5 protein-coding genes are annotated in these 8,031 nt (G+C 43.1%); all 5 read left to right on the top strand.

The genetic code is table 11. The annotated features are described in order from the left end of the window. On the top strand, positions 1-1,416 hold a 1,416-nt coding region (locus A3756_RS10185), incomplete at its 5' end, for a DUF1329 domain-containing protein (protein ID WP_368664582.1). 186 nt (positions 1,417-1,602) lie between these two features. Further along, positions 1,603-2,748, top strand: coding sequence for a YCF48-related protein (locus A3756_RS10180; protein ID WP_068507666.1), 1,146 nt, complete (start codon positions 1,603-1,605; stop codon positions 2,746-2,748). Positions 2,749-2,811: 63 nt separating this feature from the next. Next, positions 2,812-5,211: an RND family transporter gene (locus A3756_RS10175; RefSeq protein ID WP_068507663.1), complete on the top strand. Its 2,400-nt coding sequence runs from the start codon at positions 2,812-2,814 to the stop codon at positions 5,209-5,211. Between the two features lie 230 nt (positions 5,212-5,441). Further along, positions 5,442-7,373, top strand: a complete 1,932-nt coding sequence (thrS, locus tag A3756_RS10170) for a threonine--tRNA ligase (RefSeq protein ID WP_068507661.1) — start codon at positions 5,442-5,444, stop codon at positions 7,371-7,373. Between the two features lie 56 nt (positions 7,374-7,429). Further along, complete coding sequence (infC, locus tag A3756_RS10165) at positions 7,430-7,966, top strand: translation initiation factor IF-3 (RefSeq protein WP_156499823.1); 537 nt, start codon at positions 7,430-7,432, stop codon at positions 7,964-7,966. Positions 7,967-8,031: the final 65 nt, after the last annotated feature.

The following is an 8,031-nucleotide window of genomic DNA, read 5'->3' as shown; positions in this document are numbered from 1 at the left end:
AATACAACAATGGGTGTGTTTCAAGGTAATCATATGAAAAACAAGTCTATTTTGCTTTGTAGTGTGCTAGCGCTGGTTTTGGGTGCGCTCAATGCAAATGCGAAAGTTTCAACGAAAGAAGTTAATAAGTTAGGGAATTCTTTAACGCCGTTCGGTTCGATAAAATCCGGGAATAAAAATAAAACTATTCCTGCATGGACTGGGGGGATTACCGAAGCCCCAATGGGGTATGAGGGGACAGGGCAGCATCATATCGACCCTTTTGCCTCTGATGATATCAAATTCACCATTGATGACAGTAACTACAAAGGTTTTAAAAACTATCTGACCCCAGGTCAGTATGCTTTGTTTGAAGCATACCCAAGTAGCTTCAAGATCAATGTATATCCAACCCATCGTTCGCACTCGATGCCGGATTGGGTCCTAGAAAATACCAAGAAAAATGCCAAAACATCGTCTTTATCCAAAGGCGGGGTGGGGATTCAGAACGCATACGGTGGTATTCCTTTTCCAATATTACATGGAAAGAATGAAGATAAAGCCCTTCAGACAATGTGGAATCATTTGACTAGATGGAGAGGTATTTTTGCAACCTTGCGTTCGACTGAAGTGCCAGTTCAGAGAGATGGTTCTTTTTCTCCGATTACCAAGCAGGCGGAAGTGTTTTTTAACTTCCATAACCCTAAAGGCAGCTTTAAAAAGCTTAACAATATTTTGTTTTACTTTTTGACTTTCAATAAAGCGCCCGCCCGTTTGGCAGGTGGTGCGTTGCTAGTTCACGAAACTATGGATCAGGTTAAAGACAAACGAGGTGCGTGGGACTATAACTCAGGCCAGCGTCGAGTGAGACGTGCTCCAAACTTGGCTTATGATTCCCCCATTGCTTCGTCTGACAACACGCGTACTGCAGATGATACAGATATGTACAATGGAGCCCCTGATCGATATAACTGGGACTACAAAGGTGTTAAGGAGTTTTTCATTCCTTATAACAATTATAAGGTCGGTCAGAAAGGTGTTCAATACGATGACTTGGTTATGCCGGGTCACTTAAATCCTGAATATGTTCGCTGGGAACTGCATCGTGTACATGTTGTCGAAGCTACTTTGAAGAAAGGGGCTCGTCATATCTATAAAAAACGTGTGTTCTATGTTGATGAAGACAGCTGGGGAATTGCTATGGTGGATCAGTACGATAACCGTGGTGAACTTTGGCGAGTCAGTAATGCGCTCTTAAAGAACTATTATGAGTTGCCAGGCGTTTGGTCCAGTGGTGATGTATATCACGATCTACAAGCACGTCGTTATAGTGTGAATGGTCTATACTCAGAAGAAAAACAGGCACCTGTATTTGAAAATAAGGTACCAAACAAGCGTTACTTTAAGCCTTCGTCATTAAGACGTAGAGGCCGATAACAAAATATAGACATAGAGCAAGGGAGCTCTTCAGCTTGCTTAAAAAGAAACTCAAAATAGGCATGTGTTGTTTTAATATTCACTGAATATGGGCCGCTATTGTATAGGCGGCTTTCGTGGTTAATGTTGAAATGTCTAATATTGAGGGTGTCTGATGGGATATATTCAAATGTACAAGGTTGATAAATGAACAGTCTACTGTCTAGGTTAAAAGTTGGTGTTCTGGCTAGCTCATTGAGCGTTGTAAGTCTAATAACTCCTGCTCATGCGGTCGAAGATGTACTTAAAACGCCCGCGGTTAAAACTTCTATGGCAACGAATAGCCTCTTGTTGGATGTTGACAAGGCGGGCAGCCGACTTGTTGCAGTCGGAGGTCGTGGGCATATTGTCTATTCTGATGATGAAGGAAAAAGCTGGGCTCAGGCTTCTGTACCAGTATCGGTATTGTTAACGGCAGTAAGTTTTGTCGATCAAACGCACGGTTGGGCTGTAGGGCACTCGGGTGTCATTTTGCACACTAGCGATGGTGGAGAAACTTGGGTCAAGCAATTTGACGGTGACTCGGCAAACCAAATGATTATTACTCAGTCCGAAGAGCGTCTGAAGCAGTTTGAACGACAAATGGAAACAGCTTCTGAAGATGAGCTGGAAGACTTGGAATACGAGTTGGAAGAAGCTAGCTACGCTTTAGACGATGCGAAGTTCGATGCTCAAGTTGGTGCGAGTAAACCCTTGCTGGATGTGTTGTTCAGTTCTTCAAAAGAAGGTTTTGTAGTGGGTGCTTACGGTTTTCTGTTTAAGACCTCCGATGGCGGACGTACCTGGCAGAACTATGGTAGCCGAATTGAAAACCCTGACCGCTTTCACTTAAATGCAGTGAACGAAGTTAAGGGTGGTGCCCTATTTATTGTTGGTGAGGGTGGCGTGCTATACCGCTCAACCGATAAGGGTGAAACCTGGGAAACTCTCGATAGTCCATATAGCGGGTCATTTTTCGGCGTCGCCGGAACACAGGATGAAGGCGTTGTACTGGCTTTTGGTTTGCGAGGCAATATGTATCGCTCCGAAGATAATGGCGATACATGGGAGCAAGTAGAAACGAAGACCGAAGGGACTCTAATGTCTGCTTCTCATGACGGAAGCAAGAAAGTGTCAGTCGTGGGAAATTCCGGCGTGGTTATTCTAAGTCGTGATGGGGGACGAACTTTTGTTGAAACAATTCGCGAAAATCGATTAGGAAATGCATCTTCAGTCTATATCGACGCAGAGCGCTTGGTATTGGTAGGGGAAAATGGTGTTAACTTGACCACTCCAAGCGGTTTGAACTTGTAAGTGCCTTTGGCAACATAACTAATTATATAAGATATAACGACTAGAGATTAAGAGGATTGATGGATGTCAAACTCAGATAAGGGCGCTTCAGGCAAGCAGATTAAAGCTGTCGGTTCAGGTAGTGTCATTGAACGGCTAATATTTTCAAACAGACCTGTGATTCTTGCAATATTTGCATTGATTACGGCTTTCTTGGGTTTCAATGCGGCACAAATTAAACCGGATGCTTCATTCGAGCGTTTAATTCCGCTTGAGCACCCGTTTATCGTCAATATGATGGAGAATAGGGAGGATCTGGAAAATCTAGGTAACTCAATACGCGTTGCGGTGGCAGTTAAAGATGGTGACGTCTTTGACAAAGCGTATATGGAGACCTTGAGTGAAATAACAGATGAGTTGTTTTACCTTCCAGGCGTAGATCGCTCAGGAATGAAGTCTCTATGGACTCCCAATGTCCGTTGGGTGGAAGTTACTGAAGAAGGTTTTCAGGGCGGACCGATTATTCCTGATGGATATGATGGGTCTGATGAGTCACTAGAAGTTCTACGACAAAATGTGCTCAAGTCTGGGCAGGTTGGCCGATTAGTTTCGGATGACTTCAAATCGACAATTATATATGTCCCCTTATTTGAAATTAATCCAGAAACAAATGAACCTCTTGATTACAAAGACTTTTCTTTAAAGTTAGAAGACAAAGTTCGTAACCAGTACACAGCAAAAAATCCAAATATTAATGTGCATATTATCGGCTTTGCAAAAAAAGTTGGTGATTTGATCGAAGGGATTAGTGCGGTTGCGGTCTTTGCATTAATTACAATCGGACTAACTTTAACATTTTTGTTTGTCTACTCTCGCTGTATGGTCGGTACATTGGTACCTATTGTTACCTCTATTATTGCGGTGGTTTGGCAGCTAGGTATATTGAACTTACTTGGCTATGGTTTAGATCCTTATTCTGTACTGGTGCCATTCCTGGTATTTGCGATTGGTATTAGTCACGGTGTGCAGATAGTTAACCGGGTTGCGGTTGAGCAGGCTCATGGTTATAACCCGCTAATGGCTTGTCGTTTGACTTTTAGACAGCTTGTAAGGCCGGGTATTCTGGCTTTGCTTTCAGATGCGATTGGCTTTTTGACATTATTGTTCATTGAAATTGACGTGATTAAAGATCTCGCTGTTGCCGCAGGTGTAGGTGTGGCGGTTATTATTGTTACCAACCTTGTTCTCCATCCAGTGATCGTTTCGTACTCTGGTTTGAGTAAAGGTGGCCTGAAGCATGCTAAGCATGTTGAACTTCATGGTGACAAAAAGTGGCGCGCACTTTCATTTATGGCTCACCCAAGTGTGGCACCGATTTCAGTGCTTATTGCAATACTGGGTTGTGGTATAGGTCTCTACTACCAGAAAGATCTTAAAATAGGTGACTTGGATAAAGGTGCGCCAGAGCTGCGACCTGACTCTCGCTACAATTTAGATAACGACTATATTATCAGCAACTATAGTACCAGCGCCGATATTATGGTTGTGATGATTAAAACGCCAAAAGAAATGTGTTCGACCTATGAGTTAATGGATGTCATGGATCGTATGCAATGGCGTTTGGAAAATACACCAGGCGTTGAATCTACCGCTTCTTTGGTCTCAGTGTCCAAATTGGTGACTAAAGCGCTCAATGAGGGAAGCTTGAAGTGGTTTGAAATATCCCGAAATGAGTCAATTATTAACTCTTCTATACAGCGAGCACCTTCAGGCCTGGTTAATTCAGACTGTAGTATGACGCCAATGATCATCTTCTTGGAGGATCATGAGGCCGATACGCTTGATACTGTGATCGACACGATGGAAGACTTGATCGATCAGTACCCAAGTGAAAACTACCAGTTCTTACTTGCGGCAGGTAATGCAGGTGTTGAAGCGGCGACTAACGAGGTTATTTCCAAGGCTAAGAATGTCATGTTAGCCTCTGTTTACTCGGTCGTTAGTATTTTGTGTCTGATTACGTTCAGGTCTTTAGCTGCTGTTATTTGTATCGTTACACCTTTGGCACTTACCTCGGTTCTGTGTGAAGCGCTTATGGCTCAATTGGGTATTGGTATTAAAGTTGCGACACTTCCTGTTATTGCCTTGGGTGTGGGGATTGGTGTCGATTATGGTATCTATATCTATAGTCAGTTAGAGACTAAACTGAAACAAGGTGTGGTCTTACAAGAGGCTTACTTTCAGACGCTTAGAACGACAGGTAAAGCGGTCTGCTTTACGGGTATGACCCTTGGTTTGGGTGTATTTACTTGGATATTCTCGCCAATTAAATTCCAGGCAGATATGGGGATCCTGCTGTTCTTTATGTTCTTGTGGAACATGGTTGGCAGCTTGTGGTTGCTACCCGCGATGGCACGCTTCCTTGTTCGCCCTGATAAGATTGCTGCAAAAGAAAGAGCTAAGCTGGCAAAAGCTGCTGCTTAATCTTAAGGAGTCTAAAAACCCCGATACTCAATGAGTGTCGGGGTTTTTTCTTTTTTGGAGCCACTTAGGAATAAGGTCGCAGTTTTAGTATTGATGTGCATCGATCAACGTAAACTTGGAGATATCGGTACAAATTTACTTGTTTTTTGTTTAGAATCGCGCGCTTGTAATTTTTTAATTTTTAACTCATGTGACCTTTAGTAAGGGCCACCACTGATTTTGAGGTAGATATGCCAGTTATTACGCTTCCTGATGGTAGTCAACGTTCGTTTGAAAATGCTGTATCCGTATTGGATGTTGCTGCAGATATAGGTCCAGGTCTTGCCAAGGCAACCATCGCTGGTCGCGTAAATGATGTATTGGTCGATGCTTGTGAGTTGATTCAAGAAGATTCCACACTAAGTATTATCACTGCAAAAGATGAAGATGGCCTTGAAATATTGCGTCACTCATGCGCTCACCTTGTTGGTCACGCAATTAAGCAGCTTTGGCCTGATGTCAAAATGGCGATTGGCCCAACGATTGAAAATGGCTTCTACTATGATGTTGATTTAGAGCATCGTCTCACTGAAGAAGATATGGCAGCCCTCGAGAAGCGTATGCTTGAGCTTGCTAAGAAGAGCTATGACGTTGTTAAGAAGACCGTAAGCTGGCAAGAAGCACGAGATGCTTTCGAAGCGCGTGGTGAAACTTATAAAATGGAAATTCTTGACGAAAATATCGCCAAGACCGATACGCCAGCTTTGTATCACCATGAAGAATATATAGATATGTGCCGCGGCCCTCACGTGCCGAACATGAAATTCTGCCATCATTTTAAACTAATGCGTATTTCTGGCGCGTACTGGCGTGGCGATTCTGACAACAAAATGTTGCAGCGTATCTACGGTACAGCTTGGGCAGATAAGAAGCAGCTAAAGCAATATTTGAATCGCTTACAAGAAGCCGAAAAGCGAGACCATCGTAAAATAGGTAAGAAGTTAGACTTATTCCACATGCAGGATGAGGCGCCAGGTATGGTCTTCTGGCATGACAAGGGGTGGAGTATCTACCAGACTATCGAAAACTACATGCGTACCAAGCAGCGCAAGTATGGTTATAAAGAAATTAAGACGCCTCAAGTGGTTGAGCGTACGCTATGGGAGAAGTCGGGCCACTGGGATAAATTTAGTGAGCAGATGTTTACTACTCACTCAGAGAACGCAGACTTTGCAATCAAGCCGATGAACTGCCCATGCCACGTTCAGGTATTTAATCAAGGCTTGAAGAGTTATAAGGAGTTGCCCTTACGTCTTGCCGAGTTTGGTTCTTGCCATAGAAATGAAGCATCTGGCGCTTTGCACGGTATTATGCGAGTGCGTGGTTTTGTTCAGGATGATGCGCATATTTTCTGTGCTGAAGAGCAGATTCAGGAAGAAGTATCTTCCTTTATCGATATGTTGCACGAAGTTTATCAAGATTTTGGCTTTAGCGAGATTCTTTACAAGCTATCTACGCGACCAGAGAAACGCGTTGGTTCAGATGAGGTTTGGGATAAGTCCGAAGCAGCCTTAGCAGAATCTCTGGACGCTAAAGGCTTGAAGTGGGATTTATTGCCTGGTGAGGGAGCGTTTTACGGCCCTAAGATTGAATTCTCTTTGAAGGATTGTTTAGGCCGAGTATGGCAGTGTGGAACGATTCAAGTAGACTTTTCGATGCCGGGTCGACTAGACGCCCAATATGTAAGTGATCATCAGGAACGTAAAACTCCGGTCATGTTACACCGTGCTGTGTTAGGTTCTTTTGAGCGATTTATCGGTATTTTGATCGAACAGTACGAAGGTGCATTTCCATTCTGGTTGGCGCCTGAACAAGTCGCAATACTGAATATTACCGATAAACAGAGCGAATATTGCAAAAAAATACATAAAAATATCGAAGAAGCGGGATATAGAGCACATCTGGACTTGAGAAACGAGAAGATCGGCTTTAAAATTCGCGAGCACACAATTAACAAGATTCCTTATTTACTTGTTGTGGGTGATAAGGAAGTTGAAAATAATACAGTGGCTATTCGTACTCGTAAGGGAGAGGATCTTGGCGTGATGCCTTTAGAAGATGTTCTCGCGGTCTTCAAAGAAGATTTTGTACAGAAAGGTCGTATCGCAAATTCTGGTGAGTAAGCAGTATAAAATGTGCACCTCATCTATGTTTGCATTTTTAATGTGGAGAAATAGACATTAAGCGTAATAACCAAAGTGGCAAGTCAAAAAAAGCGTTGATCAACGAGAATATCGAAGCAACGGAAGTTCGTCTTATAGCAGAAGATGGTGAGCAGTTAGGTATTGTTCCGATAGAAGACGCGCTGGCTCGTGCCACACAAGTAAGTTTAGATTTGGTTCAAATTGCCAACAGTGATCCGATTGTGTGTAAAATCATGGATTACGGTAAAAAAGTATTTGAAGAGAAGAAGCAGAAAGCTGCCCAGAAGAAAAAGCAGAAGCAGACTCAAGTTAAAGAAATTAAGTTACGACCAGGGACGGAAGAGGGGGATTATCAGGTAAAACTACGCAACCTGATACGTTTCCTTGAAGGTGGGGACAAGGCCAAGGTGACGATTCGTTACCGCGGTCGTGAAATGGCACATCAGGAAATCGGCATGAAGCTACTTGAACGAGTCGAAACAGACTTGGAAGAGTACGGAACTGTTGAGCAGCGACCTAAAATGGAAGGTCGGCAAATGATGATGGTGTTGGCCCCGAAAAAGAGAAAATAGCGCGGTTGCTATTTTTGTTAATTTTTCCAATGCGGAGTGAGATATTATGCCTAAAATGAAAGCAA

Source organism: Oleiphilus sp. HI0086 (assembly GCF_001635225.1).
The sequence above is the reverse complement of the archived record's forward strand: the minus strand, read 5'-3'. Positions and strand labels throughout refer to the sequence as shown.